The organism is Sutcliffiella cohnii (assembly GCF_002250055.1).
Taxonomy (GTDB): domain Bacteria; phylum Bacillota; class Bacilli; order Bacillales; family Bacillaceae_I; genus Sutcliffiella; species Sutcliffiella cohnii.
The window spans coordinates 872,081-897,728 of record NZ_CP018866.1 but is presented as its reverse complement, the minus strand read 5'-3'; the positions used below and the strand labels follow the sequence as shown (position 1 = coordinate 897,728).

Sequence of the window (25,648 nt, the reverse complement as noted above, 5' to 3'; positions counted from 1 at the left end):
CCGCTTAAAATCTAATCCGGCAACAAAAATTATTTTTCGTTTTTGTTATAAACCATTGCGCAATTGTCAACAACAAAGGATAAGAAGATTAGTTACACTTGGAGGATATACGGATGAACATACAGCAAAGAAATAAAGACATTTACAATCAGAAAAGGTCCTTTATGTGTGGGACGATTGAATATATTAATGAACAATGGGTGTTTTTTGAAGCAGAGGAAGATGAGGCTTTTCTATTATTTGAAATCGCAGAAGATGGTTTAGAAATATATTTGTCTGATGAATGGGTACCAGCTGTTCTATTAGAGTCAGGTGAATTGTATTTACATACTTTACATACGTACGAAATGAATAATGGGGATGCAGTACGTATTCGAAAAAAACTTCCTTTTGCATATATGGAGTTGCTACAGGAGTTACCGGAGGATGCTTTTTTACAATTTACGAAGCTGCTGAATTCCATTAATATTTCGCTTTACGACAATGTGTATTGTCATAATACGCTTTACTTTTTACCTGCTAACAGACGAAAAGAGGGGGTAAATTTCATCGTGTACGATAATGGAACGTTTATTTGTTCTGTACAGCATTATTTTGAGCGTGGAAAAAATCAAAGTGATCGGTTTGAATATACTCTTCAAACTGGTAAACGTTTATTGTTTACGAAAATGGAGCAAAGAAAAGCGGAATAAAACAGTAATATGTAATCGATATGGGATTAACCCGTTCCTCTACCCATTTACTCTCCTCAGGGAGGGACGGAAACCTCCCCGGGGCTACATAAGTTAATTTGAAAATAAGCTCGTTATAGTAAAACTTATAACCTAAAACTAAGTTGTTCTTGACCCTGTAGCTAAGAAGGTTTCAAATTGTTTTGCTGATAACGGTTTGGAAATGTAATATCCTTGTGCGAAATCACAGCCCATTTCTTTTAAAAGCTGCCACTGCACTTGTTGTTCAATTCCTTCTGCGATTACTTTCAATTCCAAACCTTTACTCATAGCGATAATTGCTCTAACAATTGCCATATCTTTTGTATTCGCATGAAGATTTTGGATAAATGAACGATCAATTTTCAAATTATTTGCAGGCAAATCTTTTAAATAACTCAACGAAGAATACACAGTACCGAAATCATCAATCGATATTTGTACCCCTAGCTTTTGTAATTCTTTCATCACATCAATACTGTATTGAACATTTTGTAGCATAACACTCTCGGTTAATTCTAATTTTAAATATTTTGGTTGTAGTCCACTCTTCTCAAGTGCTTCTTTTACTTCTTTAACAAAGTTTATTCCTTGAAACTGAACGGCGGAAACATTGACTGAAATGGTAAAGTCTATCGCACCTTTTTCCTGCCACATTTTCGCTTGACCACAAGCTGTTTGCAGCACCCAATTCCCGATATTTAAAATTAGTCCTGTTTCTTCTGCTAACGGGATAAACTCTAGAGGTGAAACTAACCCAAGTTTCGGATGATCCCATCTAATGAGAGATTCTGCACCAATTATTTTTCCTGTATAAAAGTTAATAAATGGTTGATACGTTAAGAAAAATTCATTTTTTTGAAGAGCTTTCCTTAAATATCCTTCTAGCTCCATTTTGAATAAAGCTTGCTCATTCATATCAGCAGAAAAAAATTTAATTTTATTTCCACCTTGTTGTTTCGCCCTATTTAATGCAGTATCACCGTTCCGCAATAAACTCTCTTTTTCCTCCCCATCATTTGGATATATACTAATTCCAATACTAGCAGATACATAGTATTCTTTCCCCTTATGTGTAAGAGGCTCATTGATTTTTGATAATATGCTTTGAGAAAGCTGAATTACTTCATCCACGCTATTAACATTTGTTATTAAAAGAGTGAATTTATCTCCACCAAAACGAGCGAAATAACCTTCTGGCGGAATCACCATTTTAAGTCGACTCACAATTATTTTAAGAAAGTAGTCTCCTACCTCATGACCTAGGCTACTATTAATGAATTTAAAGCGATCTAAATCTATTACAATAATTGCTTTTTGCAATGATTTATCGTTTTTAAGCTGTTCTTCCAATTTTTGATTGAACGTCCACTTATTTGGTAAACCGGTCTCCATATCGTAAGAGGCTAAATAGGCAATTTTTTTCTCGGCTATTTTTTGTTCCGTTATATCTTTACCAATTACGAAAATACCAATCTTTCTTTTTTGGACAATGATTGGAATGTTTTTCATTAAAAATGTTTTATTCTCATTATGCTTATTCGAAATATTCAATTCGTACGTAACTTGGTTTCCCTTCAAAGAATTAACAAAATGACTTTTTACTAGTTTTACGTCTTTTTCATTTAAGAAGTGTAAAGCATTTTTGTGTAAAATATCCTCTTTTTTATATCCTAATACCCGTTGAAAAACTTCGTTCACGTCGGTAATATTTCCAAGTAAATCTGTAGCAAATACTATGTCCGAATTATTTTCAAACAGTGAGCGTAGTTTTTGTTCAGAATGTATTAGGCTTTCGTATTTGTTTTTCCAGTAGTTTTCGTCATTTGTTTCTACAAGATTACCATTAGGATGGATTGTGTATTGGATGGGTGTATCGTTAGAAGTAATACAGGTTAAAACAATTTTGTTAGTTTTGTCTGTACTTTTTACTGTAACTGTATGTACAGTTGCCTGAGGAATGATACTTTTAATTTTGTTAACTAGTTCTTTATTTTGTTCGGTTAGCAATAGTTGTATATGTACGTGCTTATAATTGGTAAGTTTATTCTCTGAAATAAAGGTTTGTATGGTTTCGATATTTTGAAAGTCTGTTGTATAAATGTTCATCCAAGTACTCCCTAACCATCTGTAGTTTGTAGACATTTTTCTACAATTTTCTTAATTATCACTCTACCATATTTATTACTTGAAAAAAAGCAAAAGACTCCTAAAAAGTTATAGGAGTCTTCCTTAAAAACTGGAGAGTAGTAAAAAGTTAGTCCGTTCCACTGCGCTACAGGTATGTGCTTTCCGCGGGGAGATGTCTAGCTCCAGCGCATTGGCCCTATCAAACTTCCCAGTCCGTTCGTACGATAAGTCAACATCGACTCAACTAACGTTTCCCAAAGCGTTTCCTTTATCTCCTACCGGACTGCTCCAGTTTGTACGGGCCAGAGCGATGCGCTTCCGCTTTTCGTGGAGCCGAGCCTCCTCGGCTGCGCCTGTGGGGTCTCGGCCTTCCCTCTTTTCCCGCAGGACAAGGAAAGCTTCGGCAGCATTACATCGCACGAAGAAAATGCGACAGCATTTTCGAGGAGACCTTCCGCTCCGTTTCACTCACGGTTTTTTACTAAAACTTGATTACAGTTATATACCTATTAAAAGATACTGCTACCTTTAAATATCATTTACTGTAGTAAAACATCAAATTAAAACCATTCGATGCCTAGTGGTAAGCTAAAGCCTAGGTATAGTACAACTATTAGTAGTACGATGAAGATTCCTAAAATAGCACCTGTTGGTTTTCCTTTTGATTTTCGAGCGAGTAACACTTCCATTGCACCAATTACACCAATTCCAACAATAGATTTTAAAAGATGCTCTCCACTATAATTTGTGTTATGTAGTAATAACCAACCTGTAACAATAATTAAAATATAAAATACTCGTAATACCATTTGTACTATTTTTGTAGCTTTTGCATTACCTGCTTTAAGTAAAGATAATGCTACAACAAAAAGTATAATAGCAACAACCCAAGTGGTAATATGCGCATGCGTATTAGTAGCCATAAACCTTTCCTCCTTCTAAATTTCAATACTTGTATCATACCATGTTTTTCAAAAAACAAAAAATATAATGCAATGTTACAATTGAGTTGATAATATGCTTAAAAGTGCGTAGAGTAATAGACGATTAGCATTTTTCACCATTTGGAGTTTTGCATACAATTTTGTAATGCTATAATGTGTATGGTGAATTAAGCAAATGGAGGGATTTCATTGAGTACAAAAACAGAACAAATTATTGACCTAACAGAGCAGTACGGAGCTAAAAACTATCATCCACTTCCAATTGTCATTTCGAAAGCAGAGGGTGTTTGGGTAGAAGATCCAGAAGGTAATAAATATATTGACATGTTAAGTGCGTATTCCGCAGTTAACCAAGGGCATCGTCATCCAAAAATTATTCAAGCTTTAAAAAACCAAGCAGACAAAATTACGTTAACATCTCGTGCTTTCCATAACGACCAACTTGGTCCTTGGTATGAAAAAGTTGCGAAGTTAACGAACAAAGATATGGTATTACCGATGAATACAGGAGCGGAAGCGGTAGAAACTGCCGTGAAAGCCGTACGTCGATGGGCATATGATGTAAAAGGCGTTCAAGCAGATGCAGCAGAAATTATTGTTTGCGAAGAAAACTTCCATGGAAGAACGATGACGGCTGTTTCTATGTCTTCTAGTGAAGAGTACAAAAGCGGTTTTGGACCAATGCTACCAGGAATTAAAGTTATTCCATTTGGCGATTTAGAAGCATTAAAAGCTGCTATTACACCAAACACAGCTGCTTTCATTTTTGAACCAATTCAAGGCGAAGCTGGTATTAACATTCCGTACGAAGGGTTTTTACGTGAGGCATACGATGTTTGTAAGGAAAATAACGTTCTATATGTAGCGGATGAAATTCAAGCAGGGCTTGGCCGCTCCGGAAAGTTATTTGCTTGTGATTGGGAAAATGTAGAGCCTGATATGTATATTCTCGGTAAAGCATTAGGTGGAGGTGTATTTCCTATCTCATGTGTTGCTGCTAATAAAGATGTATTAGGGGTATTTAACCCTGGTTCACACGGTTCTACATTCGGAGGAAACCCGCTTGCATGTGCTGTTTCCATTGCATCATTAGAAGTGTTAGAAGAAGAAAACTTAGTAGAGCGCTCCTTAAAACTAGGTGAGTACTTCCAAGAAAAACTTCGTGAAATTAATAATCCGATCATTAAAGATATTCGTGGAAGAGGGCTTTTCATCGGAGTTGAACTATCAGAAGCTGCTCGTCCTTATTGTGAAAAGCTAAAAGAAGAAGGATTATTATGTAAAGAAACGCATGACACTGTTATTCGTTTTGCACCTCCATTAGTTATTTCTCAAGAAGATTTAGACTGGGCTATTAATAAAGTAAAAGAAGTTCTTTCCGTTTAATATAAAAAGCTGCCTGTTTGGGCAGCTTTTTCCTTTATTTCACTTCGTTTACTAATGAACCTATTTGTTCTATTTTAACCTCGATTACGTCACCAGTTTGTAAAAATCGTGGTGGTTTGAATCCTTTACCTACTCCTGCTGGTGTACCTGTTGCAATAATATCACCAGGCTCTAATGTCATTCCTTTTGAAATCGTGGCAATAATATTAGGAATCGTAAAAATCATTTGATCTGTGTTTGACTTTTGGCGGACTTCTCCATTTACTCTTGTTTCTATTGAAAGTTGTTCAGGGTTTGGAATCGCCTCTTTCGCAACAATTACCGGTCCCATTGGGCAGCTCGTATCTAAACTTTTCCCTAAGAAAAACTGCTTATGCTTCGATTGTAAATCACGTGCCGTAATATCATTTAGAATCGTATAACCAAACACATAATCATACGCCTCTTCCTCTTTTATTTCTTTGCCTTTTTTTCCAATAATGACCGCAAGTTCTCCTTCATAATCTAACTGCTCGGTTACATTTGAATGACGGTCAATAAAATCTAGGTGTCCAATAACAGTTGTAGGTGCTTTCGTAAACATCATGATGTGCTTCGGGATATCTTCCACACTTCCCATCTCAATTGCGTGTTCCCGATAATTTTTCCCGACACATAAAATATTTTTTGTTGGTCTAGTTATCGGAGCAAGTATTCTCACTTCAGAAAGTGGATACACATATTTATTATTCTCTACACTTATTTGTACCCAGTTTTGAATCTCTTTTACTTTTTCAATAAACTGTTCTCCTAATTGTATACAACTATGTAGGTCATTTGGCATTGTTAGTTGCCCATTCATTTTTTCGTCTGCCTCATTTAAATTAATACATACGTTCGTATTAAATGGCGGAACAACTCCTACAAACGTACTGTTTTCATATACCCCAGTTAAAAAACGCATAATTCTTTATTCCTCCCTTTATTATTCGACAAGTAATTTGTATATTTTTGTTTTTTTATGACTTGTTTTATCGAAGGTGTTTAAAGTCCTATTAAAACGTGGCATAATATATGTAAATGTTTTACCAGTATAAAAGTAAATGGAGATTCGAATATAATGATAGCTTATCAAATTGAAGCGAAACGCCAAGAGATGATTACTTATGCACAACAATATGGCTACTGCGCAAAAGAGACTGTTAAATGTAGTCAAGAATTGGACAATCTACTTAATCAACAATGGAAGTTTCATAAAAAAACGACCATACATTCAAAATCTATTACTAGCACATATCGTTTAGCTTAAGAGGTGATCCTTTCGAAAAGGATTACCTCTCTTTTTATCTCCTAAACGGTTGCTTTCTACCGTAAGTTCCAACTCTCCATAACCATTCCACTGGGCCATAATAAAAACGATTTACCCACCATTTACTAATGAAGATTTGAATAACAAATAAAATGAAACATGCTATTAAACCAGTTATTAATGTAATTTGTCCATACAATCCAAAGCCATATGAATAAAAAATAGTCGTACAAACAATTGATTGGAATAAGTAATTCGACAAACTCATTCTACCAACATATCTCAGAGGTGATAATAGTTTTAACCATGTTTTATTTCTAACTAGCAGCACTACTGATGTGAAATAAAATAACGCATGAAACGGTCCACCAAATATATCTTGTACATATTCGGTAAATTCGTTTGCTGATGAATAATATGGTAGCAATTTAAAAATAAGGGTTCCTACAACTGAAATAGCCCAAAGCTTCTTAAAGGCTCCAGCTTTTTCTTCCATGATCTCTAGCCATTTCGCTTTTGCTAAAGCTGCACCAAATAAAAACATTGGTAAAATACTAAATATAATAAATATAAAAGCATTTACATTGGCAAAAGACCAATCAGCTATTCGTTGCATCGTAACTTCTAGAAAAGTCCCATTGCTATAAACCTCTAATGATTGTGTAGCATATATTTGAAACTCTTCATAAACCCCGTCGGTTAACCCTAGTGAAACAGTTACTAATAGCATTAAAGATATTAAGGCATTTGGAATTACTAACAAAAGAATACCAGTCCATACCATTGTTTTACTAGAAAGGTTTCTTAACAAAAGAAGTAGAAATCCGATTATTGCATATGTAATTAAAATATCACCATGCCAAATGAGAAACGCATGGAAAATACCTATTAATAAAAGAACAACTAGTCTTCTACTAAAATATTTCGGCACAGATAATTGCTTCTCCTCTAATCTTTTTGTGAATATAACAAAGCCATATCCAAATAAAAACGAAAATAACGTATAAAAGCTTGCCTGTGCGACGATGTCTACAAAATTATAGCTCCATAAATCGATTGTCGATGTCCAATATTTTCTCGGTTCGATATAAAGAAAAGGTGCAAAAAAAGTTGGCATATTCACAAGTAATATTCCAAAAATTGCTAGTCCTCTAATTATATCTAGGACGACAATCCTTTCTCTTTCCTGTATTGGTTGAGCTTTCACAAACTTCCTCCTCCTTCTTTATCCTTTATTATAGCGAATAAATGGTAAGTATGCCCATCTTTTCTTCACTTTTACCGGGCATTTGTCATAAGATGCTTTATACACTTCTACTGACATTTTATTCAGAAAGGAGTTTGTGAACATGCCAGCAATTGTCGGGGCTGTTAACGTTAACAGTATTGGTAACTCCGGTATTTTTCATATTGGGGATGTATTTCAAATGTCGCCTGTAAGCTCCGCGAAAACATTTGCTGGAGCGGGTAGTTTTAACACAGGAGATCGTATAACGATAAGCAATACGAATAGTCAAACAAACACATATGATCAAGATGTTAATGATCAACCAGTCGCATTAAACCTTTAAAACGTAAGTGAGGAGAATTATTATGGCTACAAATTTTTTTATTCATCAAAATATAAACATTCATCAAATTAGAATTGGTGGTGTATCTAATTCGTCTATTTTCCAAATCGGAAGCGCTGGGGTTATTAAATCCTTATCTAACCTTTACAATACTGGCGGATATACAGAACCCGCTCCAGAAGCTAGCCCAATCGTTGGAGATGAAATTACGCAGGGTGGACCGTTTGTTCCTTTAGTTCCTCCAACAATTTAAAGGAATTTGGAGAACTAGGCATTCACCCATTTTTCTTCGATGCATAATGTATAGTAGGCTTCTTTTTATTTTGCCTATTTCTAGATTAAACGAAGGGGTGATCGTATGTTTCCATTCCAACAATATGTGAACGATTCTCAGCAAAAAATAAGAACGTTACAAGAAATTGTGACAAAACAAAATAAGCAAATTACCGCATTAGAAGATTTATTAAAAACAATGCAAAAAGAGATCATCCAATTAAAAGAAAAACCAACAATGAATATTGAACGAATTGAATATAAATTTGATCAGTTAAAAGTAGAAACCCTTGAAGGGACTTTAAATATCGGGCTAACTCCAGGATCTGCTGGCGCTATTGAAGATTTTATCGTAACGCAAGACAATTTACAGGTGCCAACACAACAGCGAAACGAACAAGTAGCTTTACAAATTGAGAAAGAATTAAAAGACTATTTAACGAAAAACGGTACCGAAAGAATCAAAAACGCCGCCAATCATGTCGGTCGTTCATTAGAAGAACATTACTATGACTTTATGATTCAAGATATTGCGAAACAATTACCGAAAAAGATAAACCTCTATTTAAACGAACTGACTCCTGAAGCAATTAAGCAGAACTATAGTAATGATCAAATAAAAAATGCTGCAGTTGACCAAATCAAAAAAGATATGGACGTAGCATTTACAACATTTATTAAAAATTTACCAACTAATAAAGGAGATGCTTCATCATGAATTTCCACGTCGTAAATCATGGGATTCAAGTACAACACGTAGATTTAATTGGTGTTTCTTCCTCTTCCGTTTTTTTAATTGGAGATACACATAATATTTGTTTATCCTCGATCTTCGACACTCCTCCAGAATCATTAATTATCGGTCCATTTGTCCCGTTAACTGTTGAATAGGAGTTTCATATATGAGGATTTCAAAGGTAGACGATATTAATATTCATGCACTTTCTTTTAGTTCCCACTTAACAATTGGTGATTCCGCGTATATAAACGCAAAAGCACGTGCACTAGCTGTGAAACGTGAATATCCATTATTTTATGGTAACGAAGGAAATTTTCTTGCTTTTAGTCTTTTTACTAAACCGATCCCACAGCCAGTAATTACAGAAAATGTTCGGATGACAGTTGAAAACCCAAACAGTGATATTGTCGTTAATACGGTAAATATAAAAGGGATATCATCGTCATCGGTATTTCAAGTGGGAGCTAATAAACAAATTCAAGCTGATTCACGAATAAAACATATACGTCAATTGTTAAGTAGTGGAGAACAATAAATTTTTTAGGAGGAATCCACATGCCTGCAATAGTAGGGCCAGTTCAAATTAATAGTGTTGGTGGAGGTTCATTAAAGTTTGGTGACGCTTTTTATATAAGTCCAAAAGCAGCTGGAAAAACGCATGGAGGTTCCGGCGCATTTAATACTGGAAACTTTATTAATGCAAATAACGGATTAAGCGCAACGAATACAATTGATCCTGATGTAAACGACCAACAAATTGTTGCGAATGAATAATACTTGTTTTTTAAATAGGTAAATTGTTTATCCTAAACTTATTGGTTACGGACACATACTAATCATAAAGGGAACTATCCTCATTTCAAAAAGTAACACACTATATTAAGCGAACAAAGTTCATAATACATCATATAGTAATAATAAATAGCGAAGTAAAGGATGTTCTTTATGCCAGCAATAGTAGGTCCTGTCGCCATTAACAGTATAAGTGGTGGTGTCGTCACCTTTGGCGATTCCTTTTACGTTTCTCCTAAAGGTACCAGTAAAACATCTGCAGGTTCCGGTTCATTTAATACTGGTAACGTTATTATTACAAATAACGGCCTAAGCGCAACGAACACAATTGATCCAGATATTAATGATCAGAACATCGCTGCAAATAATTAGAAACTGATGGCTCTTTGTTCACCTATATAATCCCGTTTTTTCAAAAATTCATTATGGTCAATGATTAATTTGGCACAAAAAATAAAGCATGTGGCATATTGTAGCCTCACGCTTTATTTTTTACGTTTTTTTCTTTCATTTGATTTTTTTATAACCGGTATTCTTGTAGCTGGCTGCTTTCGTATCCAGTTTATAAAGGCAGCCATTTTTCGTTCTTTTTTTAATTGACTAATCGTATTTAACTCTGTAGCTAAATGTTCATTTGTATATAACGCATGAATTTGTTTATGACAAGGAATACAAAGAGTAGCATTTGGCATGAACGTCCCGCCCATTTCTTTCGGTGTTAAATGATGAACGGTTATTTCTACCTTTTCTCTTTCACATAACTCGCATACTCCTACTTCCTTTTTCTTCCTTGCCATACTGTAAAGCCACCTTCATTATAAAGTCTCTAATTTCACCGTTGATCCTTTTCCGGATGGTTCTGCACGGGTAACGACTAATCTTCTTGGTAATCTTGCTCGTAACTCGGCAACATGACTTATAACTCCAACCGCTAAATGATCGGATTGTAGTTTTTCCAACGAGGTTACTACTCCGCCTAACAGTTCCGCATCTAGTGTGCCAAACCCTTCGTCTAAAAAGAAAAATTGCAACGGATATTCGCCTCGAAGCTGAATTTGTGCAGATAATGATAGAGCTAGTGCTAAAGAAGTTAAAAACGTTTCCCCACCCGAAAGAGTTGAAACAGGTCTTCTTACTCCACCATTCGCATCATCACGAATTACAAATCCACCTTGAGAATCTAATTCTAATGCATAACGTTGATGTGTTAATGCTCCTAAACGTTCTGATGCAGCCACACTAATTTGCATCAGTTGCTCTTCTGCTAAATATTCAACAAAGCTATTTCCTTTAAAAACAGACTGTAATTTTTGTAGCTTGTCTTTCTCTGCTGTAATGATCGCTTTTGTTTTTTCAAGTTCTTCGTATCGTTGATGTCTCTCTTGTAATGATGCTAATGAATGGTAGGCAGCACTTTTCGCTTCCATCTGCGCTCGGACTTCTTTCTTCTGCTCTGCTAACCTTTCATTTAAACTGATCCACTCTTCTTCACGTAATTCGGTTTCACCAATTAATTCAACAAGCTCTTTTAATTGTTTCTCTAAAATTTTACGATTATCCCAATATTCATCTACTTTTTGTTTCCATGCATCTTTTTTCGTTATAAATGGGATGGATGCTTCTACTTCGTCAGCTTTTGTAAATATGGATTGTTCCAATTGCTCGTTCCATTTCGTCTCTAAAGTTTGAAGTCTACTAGAGGTCTCGACAATCATTTGCTCCGCTTGCTTCTCTTTATTGTTCATTTCATGGAATTGTACTTGCGACTTTTGCCAACGAGTATAACTTTCTTCTTCTTTTTGTAACAATTCGTTTATTTGTCTTTCGTTTTTATTCATTAAAGTGGAAGCTGACTCCATTCCAACTATTTCAAACAACTCTTTTTCTAGTTGTTCTTTTTGAGAATGCTTTTCTTTCTTTGTAGAATCAGCCTGTAACATCTCTTTTTCAGCTTGTACGTATACCTCTTTCATAAGTTGAAGCTCTTTTTCTTTTTGATCAATAAATTCTATACTTTTTTCAATTCGATTATTAAACTCCTGAGCTTGTTTTTGTTTATTTCGAATATCAGAAAAGATTTTTTCGATTTGTTCAAATCCATAAGTAGAAAACTTCTTGTTCCACTCAGTTGTTGCAGTTTCAATTTCTTCTTTTAATACTTGAAGTCGTTTACTCCATTTACCCCACTGCTCTTCATACATTTTAATAGCATCAACATATTTTTCTTGTTGAGTAATCGTACTTCTCCAATTGCTTATATAATCCTCTTTTAATTGTTGTAATTGGATAAAGTCTTGTCTTAGCCCTTTATGTTGAATAATTTGATTTTGAAAAATAGTGTGTAATTCTTCATTACTTACTGGCTCTTTATGATCAATTTCCATCTGGGGGAACGAAGTCGACTCTACTTCTACCTCTTTCAATACGTCATGTAGTTCATACGCTAGTTGCTCATACTTAACTTTTATCGTAGCATTTAACTGTTTTTCTTTTTGAATTTTGGTTAACATTGCTTCTAAATTAGCGACATCTTCATTTTCGACTTGTTCCTCATGCAAATGAACAATGCCACCTTCATGAGTTGTAGATCCACAAACTAAACACGGTTCTCCTGCTTTTAACTCTCGCGAAATGTCATGGGCAAGTCTTTTTAGATTTTCTTTTTCAACTTTTTGCTTCCCTATTTTATAACGTCTATTTGTTTCATCTTGTAGCCAATCTAAATAAATTTCTATACTAGAGCTACTATGATAATACTTTTCCACTTTACGAAAAAGTTGGACTAACTTATCTTTTAAGACATCTACTTGTTTTTCTGATTTCCTATTTTGTAACTGAAAAGATTGTAACTTATTAAATATTTCTTGTTCGTCCGTTTGAGCTTCTTTCCACGCATTTTCTTTTTGAAGAATAAGCTGCTTTTGCTCATAGGCCATTTCCACTTCTTCTACTTTTTCCATCGGAATCAAAACTTTTTGCTGTTCTTCTTTTAATTGTTTTTGTTTCACAACTGCACGATTGTATGTGTCGGTTAGTTTGTTTATTTCATTTTGCTGTTGAATTAACACCTTTTCTTTACGCTCTAGATCAATTGTCATTTCGTCTAGTATTTTAGCCCATTCTTCTATTCTTTGTTCTAATTGGGTAGCACGTACTAATTGTTCTTTTTTTGCAAGTAGTTGTGGGTGTAATATTCTTTTATCTTCTCGTATTTTTTCGTACGCTTCAGAAGATTCATCCAATTCTTTTTTAACAATTTGTAACTGTTTATGGACATTGTCTCGCTCTTTTTCCCACTGGCGTAGATTATCCCTTACTTGTTTTAAATCTTCTAAAATAGGCTGTAAAAACTTTGCTTCTTCTGCTTTTTTTACGTTAGATTCCAAGTAAGCAATTTCCGCTTCTTGTTCTATTAATATCCGAATTTTTCCGGCCAGTTTCTCTTTTTCTTGTTGCCAAGCCCACTTTTTCTTTTGTTCTTCAAAATTTTGTTCTAGTTGCGATAATTGTTGCTCTGCCTTTTCTACTGTAGCAGAAATTTCTTTATACGCTTTTTCTGCCTCTAATACCGCTTCTTTTGATGCTTCACCTAAACCTTGTTGTTCGGCAGTAATTTCACCTAGGGTAATCGTTTTGTCTTGTAATTCATTTTTTATTTTTCTATTTAATTCATCCCCGTACTTTTCTAAGTGAAATAACCGTTGTAGCATTTGTCTTCGGTCTGCACCTTTTAGGGATAAAAATTCAGCAAACTTTCCTTGCGGTAATACAACTGCTCTCGTAAAATCATCTATCGTTAATCCTAAAATAGAAAGTACTAACTGGTTTACATCACTCGCTTTATCAGCAAGTACTACTTGTTCTGTCCCATTGTATTCTACTAATCTAGAAATACCAGATTTGACCCGAACTTCATCTGTACGTTTGAAAGTCCGTTCCACTTTATATCGTTTTGCACCAGATCCATTTTCAAGCTCAAATAAAAAAGAAACTTCTAAAACATTTTCCGCATGGTTCATAATCCCTTGAGTATTGTTTGATGCACGTTCTACTTTTCCATAAAGTGCTAACGTCATTGCATCCAATATAGAGGATTTTCCGCTACCGGTTGGACCAAAAATACCGAATACTCCACCTTCACATAAAGCTTCAAAATCAATAGTTTGCTTTTCTCTAAAACTATGGAGTCCAGCAATGGTTAGTTGTAGAGGTTTCATTGTTCCACCACCTCTTTCGTTTCTTCTTCATTTAATAGGGTTAAAAACAGATGAACTAATTCGTCTTCTGGTTTCGCTCCACCTGTTTGCTTTTCATAAAAATTTCGGAAATGTTGTTCCATCGTCAAACTCTCTTTTTTCTTCTCGATTATTTCCTTTTCCATTTCCGGAAATATTGGGCGGATATGAATAATACCTTCGTGTTGTTTCCGAAGTCTATGAATTTCATCCATGGAAAGAGCGTTCGTAACATGAAGCTCTAAATCAATCCAAGCATTATAATCTTTTTTCTCATCAAGCCATTGATAAACTTCTTGTACACCATTTTTTGCTTTCCATGTTACAAGCGGTTTTCCGCTAGATAAGTAGATTTCCTCTACTTTCGCTTCTTCAGAAGGTTTCACATCGACAATTGTAACGCTCTTCGTGTAACTAGCTTCTGAAAAACTATAAGCAAGTGGTGACCCTGAATATCTAGCAGCTGTCTTCGCTCTTTTTACAAATTGCGGTCGATGTAAATGTCCTAATGCAACATACTGAGCTTTTTCTGGTAAGCTTTCAGCTGCAACTGTAAATGCTCCCCCAACTTCAATTGGTCGCTCTGAATCTGTAGAGCTACCTCCTGCAACGAAAATGTGACTCATAGCAATGTTCACTGTGTCTGGCGTGAACTCTTCACCCATTTGAGCAAATAGTTGACGTATTCTTTCGTCATAATGGTTACGTATTGCTTTTTCTTCAAATTCGTCTCCTAGCACTTCATTTAAGCGTGATTCAGAAGGGTACGGCAAGGAAGCTAGCCGCAACGTTTCATCTGCTGATGGTACATAAATGGATTGAGTTGTTTTTGTCGGATAACCTAACAGTGAAATGTTTTGGCTTGTAGCTAATGGGCTTGAGGCGATGAGTCTGTCAGGATTATCATGGTTTCCTGCTATAACAGCTATTGGTCGTTTTCCGTTGTTAGACAATTGCTGTAATGTTTCGTAGAAGAGTACTTCTGCTTGGGCAGGTGGGTTTACGGTGTCGTATACGTCTCCGGCCATTAATACTACATCAATTTTTTCTTCTTCTACTATTTTTGCCATTTCGGATAAAACTTGGGCTTGTTCTTCTAAGCGGCTTCTCCCTTCTAATGTTTTTCCTAAATGCCAATCTGCTGTATGCAAAATGCGCATTATGTGATCCCTACTTTCTTGTAATTGATTTAAATGTTTTATTTTTTTAAAACCTTCCTTGAAAATAGAATTGAGGTTATAAATTAGTTCGTTTCACTTCGCTGCAGGTGCTCGCTTATCCTTAGGCGTGGCTTGAGCCTCCTCCTCGCTACGCTCGTGCGGGGTCTCAAGGCTCACGCTACTCCCGCTGGAGTCTCGCACCTTCCGCTCCGTTCCACTCTCGGCTCTAAATCTAGAAAGGTAAATTTGGTTATAAACCAGATCCTATTTTCAAGCACCTTGGTGTACAACTTCACTTGCATAGGGTCTACCAAAATAGATTAGTTTTAAAACATGTACTAACATACTCATTAAGAAAGAGGTTGTCATGGTTTGTATTTTCCATGTTGGACAACCTCTTTCTGTGATGTTATTGTTCTACTTTTATTAATCGATTTCCGTCGAAGAAGTATAAGTATACTTCGGAGATTTCTTTTTTCCAGATATTTTCTACTGCTTGTTTGTAATAAGCAAGTTGTTGTTCATATCGTTTTATTAATGTTGTATCAATATCATCTTTTTCAGTTAAACGGCCAGTTATCGTATCTGTTTTATAGTCAAGTAATACGATACCGCGGTCGTCTTCGAATAGACAGTCAACAACCCCTTGCATAAGGACGGTTTCTCCGCTTAACTTATTATCTTTATACAATTCATCCGCTTGTAATGCGTAACTAAACGGCACTTCTTTATAAATGGTCGTTGCATTTTGTAGACGTTGTCCAATTTCCGTTTTAAAAAATGCAAGTATGGAGGATACGTCTACTACTTCAGCTTGTTCTTTCGTAATTATTTCATTTTGAACCATTGCTAATATTTGATTGTGTATTTCCGTTTCTGTTCCTTCTGTTACTTTTACATGCTGCATGACAGCATGGACTGCAGTACCAATTTCAGCTGGCGTTAATTTTTTATTTTGCATAAACTTTGGTCGGTCTAAAAAGAAACGCATTTTCGTTGGGCTCAGTGCTTGGTCAGCATACGGATCTTCCGGCTCTTTTAACCTTTTTAACTCCGATACAGATTGCTTTGAGCGCACTTGACTTGCTTGTAGAAAAGGATACTCCCATTGTAAATGCTCTTTTACTTTTTCCTTTTCCTCACTTTCGATCGGAACTGGACTACCTTCCATTACTAATTTTGTTAATGCTTGCTCTTCTTGTTTATCTTCCTCTATCTCTTTTAAAAGTTCTTGAATCGACATAATTGTCACTTTCCATTTTGCAGGATGCTCTAAAATGTCGGCTGGAATTTTTGATAAATCCGTTCGCAAGCTTTCTGCATCTTTATGTCGGATAAACGCGGGTCCAACCCAATCCATATAAGATTTTGCTTGAGCTCTCGCGAAATCTGGAAGTAACCAAGATGGAGTATTAGCATGTTCGTTCCAAGAGTCTAACGATTTATCTAAATCCTTTAATGTTCCTACTAAGTAAAGTTTTTCTTTAGCACGTGTTAGCGCTACGTATAATACACGCATTTCTTCTGCTAATAGCTGTGCTCTACCTTTTCGTTTCATCGCTAATTGTAAAATGGTCGGATACGTAATACGAAGTTTTGGATTTACGTAGCGTGAAGCTAGTCCAAACTCTTTATCTAATAAGTAACCGCTATTTAAGTCCATCATATTAAATTGCTTTGAAAGCCCAGCAACGAAAACAATTGGGAACTCCAGTCCTTTACTAGAATGGATGGTCATTAAACGTACAACATCTTCTTGTTCACCTAATGCACGTGCCGCACCTAAATCTTCTCCTCTATCTTGCATCCTTTCAATAAAACGTAAAAAGCGGAAGAGCCCTCTGAACGAAGTAGATTCATATTGTCTGGAACGATCGTATAATGCACGCAAGTTTGCTTGACGTTGTTTTCCACCAGGCATTCCTCCGACAAAATCGTAAAAGTTCGTATCTTTATACACTTGCCAAATTAATTCTGATAAGCCACCTTCTCTAGCAGCTGTTCTCCAGATTTGTAACTGCGCTAAAAAATGTGCTACTCTTTCTTTCAACGCTTCCTCTTCTGCAGTTGCAGCGGATTCACGATGGAATTTCATTAACGCTTCGAAATAAGTACCACGCTTTTGCTGGATTCGAATGACCGCTAAATCGTTGGAATCAAGTCCTACAATTGGCGATCGTAACACAGATGCTAACGGGATATCTTGGTATGGATTATCAATCACCTTTAATAGTGATAACATAATGGCCACTTCTGTTGCTTCAAAATAACCTGTACTTAAATTCGCATACAGCGGAATTCCTTCTTGCTTAAACTCTTCTAGAAATTGTGGTGCCCACGGCATGGAACGAAGTAGAATAACACAGTCACGAAATTTAATTGGACGCATTCTTTTCGCATCTCTGTCATAAATCGGATATCCAGATTGAACTAGCTCTTTTATTTTTTTTGCGATTAACTTTGCTTCAGCTTGAGCTGTTTCTAGTTCCGCTTTATTAAAAGTAGTACTCACTTCATCTGTTCCGTCTTCTTCATTTTCTTCCTCATCTGTCGAGCGATTAATTAAAAGGAGCTCCGTTTCCGTGTTGTCATGCTCTTCATAATCTTTTGCGCCCCATTTTAATTCAGCATCTTCGTCATAGACGATTTCTCCAACTTTTTCACCCATAATTTGTTTAAACACAAAGTTAGTAGCGTGTAAAACTTCTTTTCGTGAACGGAAGTTTCGATTTAAGTCTATTTTTTGCCCAGTACTTTTTCCTTCTACCGTAAAGCGTTTATATTTACTTAAGAAAAGAAACGGTTCTGCTAATCGGAATCGATAAATCGATTGCTTTACATCTCCAACCATAAACATATTACCTGTTTCTTCATCATCTTTTGTTACTAATTTTAAAATCGCTTCTTGTACCATATTCGTATCTTGGTATTCATCTACTAAAACTTCTTTAAAATAAGATTGATATCTCCAAGCAGCTTCTGTTCGTTGAAGTTGTCCACTTTCATCTCGTTGACCTAAAACATCTAAACATAAATGCTCTAAGTCAGAAAAGTCTACTAACCCTTTTTCTTGCTTCATTTCACTGAACAATTCACCGTATCGGTTAACAACATAAACTAATGTTTTCATTACAGGTGCTAACTCTTGTAAATCTTTTAAGTATGAACTTGGGTTTCTAGAGAAAAGTTCTTCTGTTATTTTATTAATAGCTTTTTTTGCTTTATCGCGTAGCTTTGTCCACTTTTCTAGTAACGCTGGATCATATTCATCTCCACGACACGACTTTGCTCTTCCGAACGTTATCGTTGGGGCTATGCTGTATGCCTCTTCCCAAGAATGGTGAAGTGCACCACTGAATTGCATTACCATTTCTAAATCTTCTTCAATATTAACTGCTCGTGGTGCAGGTCCCCCTGGCTCTCGGCAAACGTCTAAAGCTTTTTCTAATAGAGCCTTTGCTCCTTCTAGTTGCAGTAATGTGTCCTCTTTTAACAGTTGAATAAACGGTAATTCATCCAACGATTGTACGTTTGCTGTCTCATATAACCCAACCATAGCATCTAACCAATCTGCTGGAGAAGGATTAGCTCTCGAGAAATCATAAAGATCTAAAATGAGCTTTTGAAGGGCAACGTCATTGCGATCATTCGTAAAACGGTCTACTAAATCGAAAAACGGTTCATTCCCCTCTTTACCATATTCTTCTTCAAATAACGTCTCTAGTACTTCTTCTTGCATCAATTGCGTTTCCGTCGTATCAGCGATTCGGAAACTCGGATCAATATCAATTAAATAGTAATACTTCCGTATAACCTCTAAACAGAAAGAGTGAATGGTCGAGATGGAAGCTCTATTTAATAAGCTAAGCTGCCGGCGTAAGTGAAGGGAAGCAGGTTTCGCTTCTAACGTCTTTTCTAACGCTTCTCCAATTCGATGTCTCATTTCTGCTGCAGATGCGTTCGTAAAAGTAACAACTAATAAACGGTCGACGTCCACATGCTCGTTAACAATTTTATGAATCATTCTTTCTACTAGGACAGCTGTTTTACCTGACCCCGCAGCAGCTGCAACTAGTATATCCCTACCACTAGAAACGACCGCTTTCCATTGATCATCTGTCCATTTACTTCCCTCTGGTTTCGGATATAGCTCCATCATTCTACTCATCCCCTCCTCTCGGTTTCTTTAATTGTGTAAATAAGTCTTCTTTTGCAAGTGGCTCAAGTGGTCTATATTCATTTTCTTCCAACGATGTATCCCAATGACAGACCGATTTAAAAGAACAATACGTACATGGTGTTTTATTTTTCAACTTATAAGGATTAATACTTGTCTCACCGTTCGTTATCGATAAACCTACTTCTTCAAACACGGCACGAACATGTCCACGAAGCTGATCAAACTGTTCATCGCTAGCGATAGAAGAGTACGAATGAAAACCACCTTTTTTCGTTAAGCCTGCAGAAATAATTTTCGAATGGCCATGACCTTCTTCTAAGCCTTCGTCCATAAGCTGAATCGTCTCTTGGTCACCAAGAAGTAGGCCTTTCATTTTAAAGCTTTTAAAAATCTCTTCTTCGATCGCTTCTATATCTTGCATCCCTTTCGTTTTAATCATCGGGTTATGCACGTGGAAATATAGAACACCTGCCGGGCTCGCTTCATAGCCAATCCACGATTTTGAATGGGTTATAACAATATCTAAATACGTTAACATTTGTAAGGCTAGTCCGTAATATACTTCTGTTAAATCTAACGTTTTATCACTAGATTTATAATCAACAATTCTAAGTAACACACCGTTAGAACTTTCCGCTTTATCCACTCGATCGATACGACCGACTAATTCCATCGTGCATCCGTTAGGTAATGTAAATGTAATTGGTGGAAGCTCTGCCTTTTGTCCAAAGCCAAGTTCTAGTCCAATTGGTGTGAATTTACTTGCTTTCGCATGCTCACTTAAAACGAAAGAAGCACGTGAAATAATTGCTTGGAGCTTTCTTTTAATGTAATGATACCTATTTGAGCTTAATAGTATTTCAGATTGAAGCTTTGGCGCTAAGTATTGAACTGCCCTTTCAGCAAGAATCTCGCATTCAGTATTGGTCAATGACTTCCAATCACGGCCCTCTTTACGTAAATGCTCGGATATATGTTTTAATGCAGAGTGAAACAGCTCCCCAATATCCGGAGCTTCTAACCTGTATAACTTTCTTTCTCGAAGTTTTAAACCGTGTGAAGCAAAATGAGAGAAAGGACACGCATTAAACATTTCCATTCGAGAAACACTTGCTTGTACATGTTCTCCGTATAGTTCTCTACTAATGTTTTCTTTTAATTTACTAGCTTCATTTCGGTAAAATAAACTATTTAAAACACGCTCTGTTTTTGTTTTATATTGATCATGTTCGACTAAATAATTGTACACATCCCACCAAATATCTTTAATACCGTAATGCTTTTTCCATGCTTGTAATTGAACAGCAAGATGAGAAATGGTCGTTCTTGGAGTGTGCACAAATGATAGCTGTTCTTCTAGTGGTAAATCTGTTGGTTCATTATACAGAACCTTTTCCTTAATAGTAGGAAACATTTCTTTTATTCTTTTTATATAGCTGGAAGCAAGTAATGATTTTCCTTCTTCATCCGCTAGCGGGTAACTTATATATAAATGCTCACTCGCACTTAAAAACGCAATGTAAGCAAGGAAGTGATCGTCTAGCAATTTCTCTAAACTTCCTGGTGCAAGTTCTACCCCATAGGAAGTTAGTAGCTCCCGTTCTTCTTCCGTCATGAACCCTTCTTCTTTCACTTTAGCAGGGATAACTCCTTCGTTCACGCCGATAACAAACGTATGCTTAATTTCGGTTAAACGTGACAAATCAAAGTTTGCAACGATTACTTGATCGATTGCTGGAGGAACAAGACTAAAACGCATGCCTTCTAAACCACTTTCCATCATCTTTGAAAATAGTGATAAAGAAATCGATTGCTCTCCAATTAATTCCACCATTTGATCGAGTAGATGAATAACAGCTTTCCACACTTGCTCATGTTCTTTTGCTTGTTTTAGGTTGCCATTTTCTTCTGCAAGTTTCATTCTATTTTCTAGCTTTTGGGCTATTTGTAACTCATCCATAAATTGGTAAACGGCGTGACAATATGCTTCAACTGTTTTTCCCCTCTTTAATCGCTTTTGAAGAGTTAAAATTGGGTTGACAATCAACTGACGTAATTCGTTTATTTCTTTTTCATATTTAATCTCTTCATCCGTTTGTACGTATGGTCCTTCAGCATCTATATTGGCGTAACGCATATATTTCCATGGCTTCTCATTTGTCCACTTTGTCCCTTGTATTCCGTAAGATAAAACATAGTTTTCTAATCGATCTGTTTTTTCTCTCATTTCTAAAATAGAATGTTGTTTATCGAATAACAAATCGGTTTTTACACAACGGAAAACAGATTCGTAACGCCAATTATTTGTCATTGTCTCAAACGTTGAGCGCAGCAATTCAATTAATGGATGATGAAGCATCGTTCGTTTTTCATCAATAAAGTGCGGTATTTCATAATCTTTAAATATCGTCGAAATTAAATCAACATAGTCCGCACTATTACGAACAATAATTGCTAGATCACGGTAACGATAACCTTTATCACGGACTAACGATACAATTTCTCGTCCAATTCCTTCTATTTCTGCTCGCCTATTAACTGCTTGTAAAATAGATAATTGCAGCTCCCCATCATACGTTACAGTTGGTCGCACATCAAAAAACCGATCTAAATGTTGGAGTGAAGGGGACTGAGTAAATCGGTAACCCTTTTCTTTCATAAATGGCTCTTCTATTTCACATCCTACTTCTGTTGCAAGCTGACGAAGCTTTTGATAGGTGACACCAGGCATACGGAATAAATGTAAATCGTATGGGGCCTCTTCGTTATATGGCTTATCTATCGTTAAAGCTATTGTTACGCTAGGGCAAGTTCGCATTAGTTCCGAAATAACCGTGTATTCTTGCGGTGTAAAACTATGGAATCCATCGATATAAATGTGTGCCTGTTGTAAGTAGTTGGAGTCTTTTATTTTTTCAGCAAGTAATGTTAAATAATCTTCTCCATCTACGTATTTACCTTCAAGTAAACTTTCTAGTTGACGATATACAACTAAAATATCAGTTAGTTTTTTTGACAACATTTTCTCATGGTCAGAAATATGATCGTCATGTTCAATTCGACCAATTTTCTCGTTTAACGTTTCTGGTGTGATGCAATATCTTTTTAATTCCGTTAACATTGTTTCCATTTGTTCAATAAAGCCAAATTGTTCCGCAGAGCGACCAAACACTTGAAACTGTTGTTTGTGCTCTTCTACTATTTTTCTCAAGATCATGTGTAGTCCGGTTTGGTCGATATGGAATCTACTTATTCCTCCAACTTCTTGAAGCACTCTCCACGCTAAACGTGTAAAGCTAAATACTTGCGCTCTGACCATCCCTTGAAGTTCTTTGTTTTGGACTAATTTATATTCTGATTGGAATGTCATTTGCTCTGGAACTAAATATATAATTGGGTTTCCAACTGGTTGTTGTTTTAGTTCGTTCATTATTTCATTTAATGTCCAAGCTGTTTTTCCGCTACCTGTTCTACCTAGGACAAAACGTACAGACATGCCTCCACCCCCGTTCTTTCTTCTTTTTATAAATGTCAGTTGTTTTTACATTTCGAGTTGCATTTTCAATATGATACAAGATTCTATTATTTTCTCCATCTTCTATTTTACTAAACAATGGGACTACATTTCCATTCCTGGTTGCAGTAAATAATGGTACTGCATGGGGCTTACACTAAAATTAAGTGTGGTTAAAACTTAGTCCGTTCCTCTTCGCTACGGGAACTTGCTTTCCGCGGGGAGGGAGTCAAGTTCCCTCCGCTCCGTTCCACTCACGGCTTCAAGCTTTATTGCTACAACAACATAATCAATTAGCCAATTTTGTTGGTACTAGAAAAACTAAAAATACACACTTGTGGAAGGTTAGATTGTGAGTTTTTCTTCATAACATTTTTTCCCTAATCCTAACATATTTTATATTGGAGGAGGTGTATCTTATTGTTTGATTATCGATACAGGTTCTCGGGGTATTTGTTAGTTATAATGGCTATTGCGGTTGTTTGTAATATTTATATACTTATCCCACTGTACTCTTTAATCGCTAATGATTGGAATGTATCCGTTTCTCAAACGGTATTAGGAAGCAGTGTTTTTAGCTTCTTTTACGCGTTTGGCCTATTAACGTTTGGCGCTTTATCGGAAAAATTCGGTAGAAAAAACGTTTTAACATACGGTATGCTCGGTAGTGCACTTTTTACGCTCCTTGTCGCATTTTCTTCCGATCTATTTACACTTTACTTATTTCGAGCATTACAAGGATTCATTCTCGGTTCTTTTGCTCCTGTTGCTTTTTCCTATTGTTTTGACCACTTTAAAGAAACAAAAAGAACTTTAATCATCGCGCTCATTAATATGGGCTTTTTAGTCTCAGGTGTAGTTGGGCCTCTTATAAGTAGTTACGTTAGTTCCATTTGGCATTGGCAAGCCTCGTTTTTCTTTTTTGCCCTTCTTTATAGTTTACTTTTTATATTAGCTCTCATTTTTTTATTGCCCACTGAGAGGAAACAAAAAGAGTCTTCACAGCTTTTTTCTCAATATAAAGCATTATTATCCAATCGCAATCTCATTTATTGTTATCTTATCGTTTTTTCCTTGCTATTGTCGTTCGTATCTTTTTACGAGTCATTACACCGTTTTTACGAAGCAGAATCCATGACATTCGTTAAAGCTATCGGATTAATTGGTACAGTTGCTGCCCTTTTCGTTAGTAAATTAACGAAATATGTAGGTATGCAACGATCGATTATTATCGGTTTCGTAATGATGATCCTTTCTTTAATCTTAATAGCTCTGTCGAAATCCCCACTTATTGTTTCTATATTTTCTGTTGTCTTTGTTGCAAGCATTTCCATCATTATCCCGAGCATCATTTCGTATATCGGCTATTTAGGGGAAAAACATCGGGCAAATGCTATTTCGTTATATTCATTTATTTTGTTAACTGGTACGGCATTCGGACCAATTATAAGTGATGTGCTCTCGTTTCAGCACGTTTTGTATCTTTTAATAGCTTGGGCGTTCCTTAATATTATTTTTATCACTAGCGTGAAACAAGAGAAAATGAAAGAAGCTGCTAAATAACGTGACTAGCACTTTATTTGCAGCTTCTTTTTTCATTTTATACGGATGCAGTTTCTGCGTTCATTTTTAATTTTTCCATACGTTTCTTTAAATAAATACCTTGAGCAATACCGAATAAGTTTCCAATTACCCAGTACAATGCTAGAGCAGCTGGTAACGTAATCCCTGCAATTAAGATGACAATAGGGATAATATTCATCATTAGCTTCATCGGTGGCGGCACTTGGTTTGAAGTAGTCATACTGATCTTCGTTTGTAAATAGGTCGTAATTGCAGCTACAACTGGTAGTATAAACATTGGATCAGGTTGTCCTAAACTAAACCATAAGAATGAATGCTCCGCAATTTCCGTCGTACGACCAATTGCATGGTAGAACGCCAAAATAATCGGCATTTGGATAAAGATTGGTAAACATCCACCTAACGGGTTTACTTTATGCTCTTGATAAAGTCCCATCATTTCTTGTTGCATCTTTTGTTGCGATTGTTGGTCTTTCTTATCTTTATATTTTTCTTGAATTTTCATCATTTCTGGTTGAATAACTTGTAGTGCTAACATACTTTTTTGTTGTTTCAAGATTAGTGGTAAAAGGATGAGACGAATCATAACAGTAACAATAATGATAGATAAGCCGTAATCTCCAATCCGATGAGCTACTGTTACTAATACAAATGAAAGTGGATAGACGAAATAATGATTCCAAATCCCCGTACTTTCAGATGAAATCGGCTCTGTCATACTGCATCCTGCTAAAAAGATCATGGCAGCAACTGCCAATAATAAAATAAGGTATTTTCTATTCAACACGAATTCCTCCTAGATGTTTTTTCTTTTAAAAGATGTAAATAGGAATCGCGCTGTCTTCTTCGTCCTTTTCTTTAACCGGAATTTTTTTAAATACAGTTAAAAAGATACTTAAACTATTTCTTGAAAAATGGATAGTTCGATTTGTGTTAGAGCTTATCGTATTTACGGATAATCGTGAATAAAGATGAACTTCCTTTTTACCTATATATAAGTAGAGTGACACTAGGCATACTAATAATGATGTTACATATGGTGTGAAAAATAGTAAATCAAAATATAGTTCCATTAGTATCACTCCTTTCATTAAAGTTCTTTTTTATTTAATCATATAAAATAAGATACACCTAATTTTTCA

22 protein-coding genes are annotated in these 25,648 nt (G+C 35.8%); 11 read left to right on the top strand and 11 right to left on the bottom strand.

From position 1 onward, the window contains the following. Positions 1-113 precede the first annotated feature (113 nt). Entirely contained in the window at positions 114-692 is a 579-nt protein-coding gene (locus tag BC6307_RS04310) for a DUF2777 domain-containing protein (protein WP_066421868.1), read from the top strand. Between the two features lie 138 nt (positions 693-830). Here the strand turns inward: BC6307_RS04310 and BC6307_RS04305 are convergent, their stop codons facing one another. Then, positions 831-2,819: a sensor domain-containing protein gene (locus tag BC6307_RS04305; RefSeq protein WP_084380773.1), complete on the bottom strand. Its 1,989-nt coding sequence runs from the start codon at positions 2,817-2,819 to the stop codon at positions 831-833. A gap of 581 nt (positions 2,820-3,400) precedes the next feature. After that, positions 3,401-3,763: a YisL family protein gene (locus BC6307_RS04300; RefSeq protein ID WP_066420930.1), complete on the bottom strand. Its 363-nt coding sequence runs from the start codon at positions 3,761-3,763 to the stop codon at positions 3,401-3,403. 210 nt (positions 3,764-3,973) lie between these two features. Between BC6307_RS04300 and BC6307_RS04295 the strand changes: the two genes are divergently transcribed. Beyond that, complete coding sequence (locus BC6307_RS04295) at positions 3,974-5,170, top strand: ornithine--oxo-acid transaminase (RefSeq protein ID WP_066420929.1); 1,197 nt, start codon at positions 3,974-3,976, stop codon at positions 5,168-5,170. Between the two features lie 34 nt (positions 5,171-5,204). On the opposite strand, the gene BC6307_RS04290 is transcribed toward BC6307_RS04295, so the two are convergent. After that, the gene (locus BC6307_RS04290) at positions 5,205-6,113 is read right to left on the bottom strand and encodes a fumarylacetoacetate hydrolase family protein (protein WP_066420928.1); all 909 of its coding nucleotides are present in this window, start codon (positions 6,111-6,113) and stop codon (positions 5,205-5,207) included. Positions 6,114-6,269: 156 nt separating this feature from the next. On the opposite strand from BC6307_RS04290, the gene BC6307_RS04285 reads away from it, so the two are divergent. Further along, the gene (locus tag BC6307_RS04285) at positions 6,270-6,458 is read left to right on the top strand and encodes an aspartyl-phosphate phosphatase Spo0E family protein (RefSeq protein ID WP_066420927.1); all 189 of its coding nucleotides are present in this window, start codon (positions 6,270-6,272) and stop codon (positions 6,456-6,458) included. A 34-nt stretch (positions 6,459-6,492) separates the two neighbouring features. Here the strand turns inward: BC6307_RS04285 and BC6307_RS04280 are convergent, their stop codons facing one another. Beyond that, positions 6,493-7,665 (bottom strand): DUF418 domain-containing protein, encoded by a 1,173-nt coding sequence (locus BC6307_RS04280; RefSeq protein WP_066420925.1) that lies wholly within the window; start codon positions 7,663-7,665, stop codon positions 6,493-6,495. A 142-nt stretch (positions 7,666-7,807) separates the two neighbouring features. On the opposite strand from BC6307_RS04280, the gene BC6307_RS04275 reads away from it, so the two are divergent. From BC6307_RS04275 to BC6307_RS04245, 7 genes are all read left to right on the top strand, one after another. Then, positions 7,808-8,029, top strand: coding sequence for a spore germination protein (locus BC6307_RS04275; RefSeq protein ID WP_066420924.1), 222 nt, complete (start codon positions 7,808-7,810; stop codon positions 8,027-8,029). Positions 8,030-8,051: 22 nt separating this feature from the next. Further along, positions 8,052-8,282, top strand: a complete 231-nt coding sequence (locus BC6307_RS04270) for a spore germination protein GerPB (protein WP_066420922.1) — start codon at positions 8,052-8,054, stop codon at positions 8,280-8,282. A 105-nt stretch (positions 8,283-8,387) separates the two neighbouring features. Next, positions 8,388-9,020, top strand: a complete 633-nt coding sequence (gerPC, locus tag BC6307_RS04265) for a spore germination protein GerPC (RefSeq protein ID WP_066420921.1) — start codon at positions 8,388-8,390, stop codon at positions 9,018-9,020. After that, complete coding sequence (locus BC6307_RS04260; RefSeq protein WP_066420919.1) at positions 9,017-9,193, top strand: spore gernimation protein GerPD; 177 nt, start codon at positions 9,017-9,019, stop codon at positions 9,191-9,193. The genes gerPC and BC6307_RS04260 overlap by 4 nt, the downstream gene beginning before the upstream one ends. 11 nt (positions 9,194-9,204) lie before the next feature. Then, on the top strand, positions 9,205-9,576 hold the full coding sequence (locus tag BC6307_RS04255) for a spore germination protein GerPE (RefSeq protein ID WP_066420918.1): 372 nt from the start codon (positions 9,205-9,207) through the stop codon (positions 9,574-9,576). A gap of 20 nt (positions 9,577-9,596) precedes the next feature. Continuing rightward, positions 9,597-9,815, top strand: coding sequence for a spore germination protein (locus BC6307_RS04250; protein WP_066420917.1), 219 nt, complete (start codon positions 9,597-9,599; stop codon positions 9,813-9,815). Between the two features lie 171 nt (positions 9,816-9,986). Further along, positions 9,987-10,205, top strand: a complete 219-nt coding sequence (locus BC6307_RS04245; RefSeq protein ID WP_066420916.1) for a spore germination protein — start codon at positions 9,987-9,989, stop codon at positions 10,203-10,205. 113 nt (positions 10,206-10,318) lie between these two features. Here BC6307_RS04245 and BC6307_RS04240 read toward each other — a convergent pair whose 3' ends face one another. The 5 genes from BC6307_RS04240 to addB form a co-directional block, all read right to left on the bottom strand. Then, positions 10,319-10,630, bottom strand: coding sequence for an HNH nuclease-like protein HlpB (locus BC6307_RS04240; RefSeq protein WP_066420915.1), 312 nt, complete (start codon positions 10,628-10,630; stop codon positions 10,319-10,321). 18 nt (positions 10,631-10,648) lie between these two features. Continuing rightward, a complete protein-coding gene (locus BC6307_RS04235; RefSeq protein WP_066420913.1) occupies positions 10,649-14,050 on the bottom strand; it encodes an AAA family ATPase in 3,402 nt (1,133 codons plus the stop codon). Then, on the bottom strand, positions 14,047-15,228 hold the full coding sequence (locus tag BC6307_RS04230; RefSeq protein WP_066420912.1) for an exonuclease SbcCD subunit D C-terminal domain-containing protein: 1,182 nt from the start codon (positions 15,226-15,228) through the stop codon (positions 14,047-14,049). Before BC6307_RS04230 ends, BC6307_RS04235 begins: the two co-directional genes overlap by 4 nt. A gap of 409 nt (positions 15,229-15,637) precedes the next feature. Beyond that, a complete protein-coding gene (addA, locus tag BC6307_RS04225; protein WP_084380677.1) occupies positions 15,638-19,387 on the bottom strand; it encodes a helicase-exonuclease AddAB subunit AddA in 3,750 nt (1,249 codons plus the stop codon). A 1-nt stretch (position 19,388) separates the two neighbouring features. After that, entirely contained in the window at positions 19,389-22,904 is a 3,516-nt protein-coding gene (addB, locus tag BC6307_RS04220) for a helicase-exonuclease AddAB subunit AddB (RefSeq protein ID WP_066420214.1), read from the bottom strand. Positions 22,905-23,342: 438 nt separating this feature from the next. On the opposite strand from addB, the gene BC6307_RS04215 reads away from it, so the two are divergent. After that, on the top strand, positions 23,343-24,485 hold the full coding sequence (locus BC6307_RS04215) for an MFS transporter (RefSeq protein ID WP_066420216.1): 1,143 nt from the start codon (positions 23,343-23,345) through the stop codon (positions 24,483-24,485). Between the two features lie 37 nt (positions 24,486-24,522). On the opposite strand, the gene yidC is transcribed toward BC6307_RS04215, so the two are convergent. After that, positions 24,523-25,290: a membrane protein insertase YidC gene (gene yidC / locus BC6307_RS04210; RefSeq protein ID WP_066420218.1), complete on the bottom strand. Its 768-nt coding sequence runs from the start codon at positions 25,288-25,290 to the stop codon at positions 24,523-24,525. Positions 25,291-25,318: 28 nt separating this feature from the next. Continuing rightward, entirely contained in the window at positions 25,319-25,579 is a 261-nt protein-coding gene (locus BC6307_RS04205; RefSeq protein ID WP_066420219.1) for a hypothetical protein, read from the bottom strand. Between the last annotated feature and the right edge of the window lie 69 nt (positions 25,580-25,648).

Coding starts and splice junctions, on each gene's coding strand:
- BC6307_RS04310 (WP_066421868.1), top strand. CDS start 114: ATGAACATACAGCAAAGAAATAAAGACATTTACAATCAGAAAAGGTCC.
- BC6307_RS04305 (WP_084380773.1), bottom strand. CDS start 2,819: ATGAACATTTATACAACAGACTTTCAAAATATCGAAACCATACAAACC.
- BC6307_RS04300 (WP_066420930.1), bottom strand. CDS start 3,763: ATGGCTACTAATACGCATGCGCATATTACCACTTGGGTTGTTGCTATT.
- BC6307_RS04290 (WP_066420928.1), bottom strand. CDS start 6,113: ATGCGTTTTTTAACTGGGGTATATGAAAACAGTACGTTTGTAGGAGTT.
- BC6307_RS04285 (WP_066420927.1), top strand. CDS start 6,270: ATGATAGCTTATCAAATTGAAGCGAAACGCCAAGAGATGATTACTTAT.
- BC6307_RS04275 (WP_066420924.1), top strand. CDS start 7,808: ATGCCAGCAATTGTCGGGGCTGTTAACGTTAACAGTATTGGTAACTCC.
- BC6307_RS04270 (WP_066420922.1), top strand. CDS start 8,052: ATGGCTACAAATTTTTTTATTCATCAAAATATAAACATTCATCAAATT.
- gerPC (WP_066420921.1), top strand. CDS start 8,388: ATGTTTCCATTCCAACAATATGTGAACGATTCTCAGCAAAAAATAAGA.
- BC6307_RS04260 (WP_066420919.1), top strand. CDS start 9,017: ATGAATTTCCACGTCGTAAATCATGGGATTCAAGTACAACACGTAGAT.
- BC6307_RS04255 (WP_066420918.1), top strand. CDS start 9,205: ATGAGGATTTCAAAGGTAGACGATATTAATATTCATGCACTTTCTTTT.
- BC6307_RS04250 (WP_066420917.1), top strand. CDS start 9,597: ATGCCTGCAATAGTAGGGCCAGTTCAAATTAATAGTGTTGGTGGAGGT.
- BC6307_RS04245 (WP_066420916.1), top strand. CDS start 9,987: ATGCCAGCAATAGTAGGTCCTGTCGCCATTAACAGTATAAGTGGTGGT.
- BC6307_RS04240 (WP_066420915.1), bottom strand. CDS start 10,630: ATGGCAAGGAAGAAAAAGGAAGTAGGAGTATGCGAGTTATGTGAAAGA.
- BC6307_RS04235 (WP_066420913.1), bottom strand. CDS start 14,050: ATGAAACCTCTACAACTAACCATTGCTGGACTCCATAGTTTTAGAGAA.
- BC6307_RS04230 (WP_066420912.1), bottom strand. CDS start 15,228: ATGCGCATTTTGCATACAGCAGATTGGCATTTAGGAAAAACATTAGAA.
- addA (WP_084380677.1), bottom strand. CDS start 19,387: ATGATGGAGCTATATCCGAAACCAGAGGGAAGTAAATGGACAGATGAT.
- addB (WP_066420214.1), bottom strand. CDS start 22,904: ATGTCTGTACGTTTTGTCCTAGGTAGAACAGGTAGCGGAAAAACAGCT.
- BC6307_RS04205 (WP_066420219.1), bottom strand. CDS start 25,579: ATGGAACTATATTTTGATTTACTATTTTTCACACCATATGTAACATCA.